A 956-nucleotide genomic window follows, 5' to 3' on the forward strand; every position below is an offset into this window, starting at 1 on the left:
TAATGCTTCGTTGACTCCGCGCGGCCGGTTGCGGCTGGCTCGTTGTGTTGTCGAGGAGGGTTGGACGCTTCGCCGAGCTGCTGAGCGGTTCCAATGCTCGCCGGCCACGGCCAAGAAATGGGCCGACCGTTACCGTGCCGGCGGTGAGGCCGCGATGGTGGATCGCTCCAGTCGCCCACACCACAGTCCGCGCCGGCTGGCTCAGCGCAGGGAACGCCGGATCATCAAGGTGCGGTTCATCCATCGATGGGGAGCTCACCGCATCGCCGCGCACCTGCGGCTGGCACGCTCGACGGTGGAAGCGGTGCTACGCCGCTATCGGATGCCACTGTTGGGCCATCTGGACCAGAACACCGGGCTGCCCGTGCGTCGGCCCAAGCCTCACCGCTATGAACACCCCGCTCCCGGCGACCTGGTCCATCTCGACATCAAGAAGCTGGGCCGCATCCCCGATGGGGGTGGGCACCGCAAACTGGGTCGCCAAGCCGGTCGGCGCAACCGCGCCGGCATGGGGTACTCGTACCTGCATCACGCCGTCGATGATCATTCCCGGCTGGCCTATTCGGAGATCCTCGACGATGAACGCAAGGAGACCGCCTCCGCGTTCTGGGAGTGCGCCAACGCGTTCTTCGAAGAGCACGGGATCACTGTGAAGAGGGTGTTGACCGACAACGGATCATGTTATCGATCAAAGCTTTTCGCGCAAACACTTGGTTCCGGTATCAGCCATAAGCGGACCCGGCCATACCGGCCGCAGACCAACGGGAAAGTCGAGCGGTTCAACCGCACCCTGGCCGCTGAATGGGCTTACGTGCAGGTCTACCGGTCCGAGGCAGACCGCGCTGCGACCTACCAAGACTGGCTGCATCACTACAATCATCACCGACCACACACCGGCATCGGCGGAAAAACACCCATCGAGCGCTTACGTGTTCACAACCTGCCCGTGAAGAACA

General features: G+C 63.4%; 1 protein-coding gene. It reads left to right on the top strand.

Features of this window, described 5'->3' with window-relative positions:
- Positions 1–956, top strand: a 956-nt coding sequence (locus ABQE44_RS25775) for an IS481 family transposase (RefSeq protein ID WP_448432649.1), incomplete at both ends; no start/stop codon positions are given.

The organism is Mycolicibacterium sp. XJ2546, from assembly GCF_053483195.1.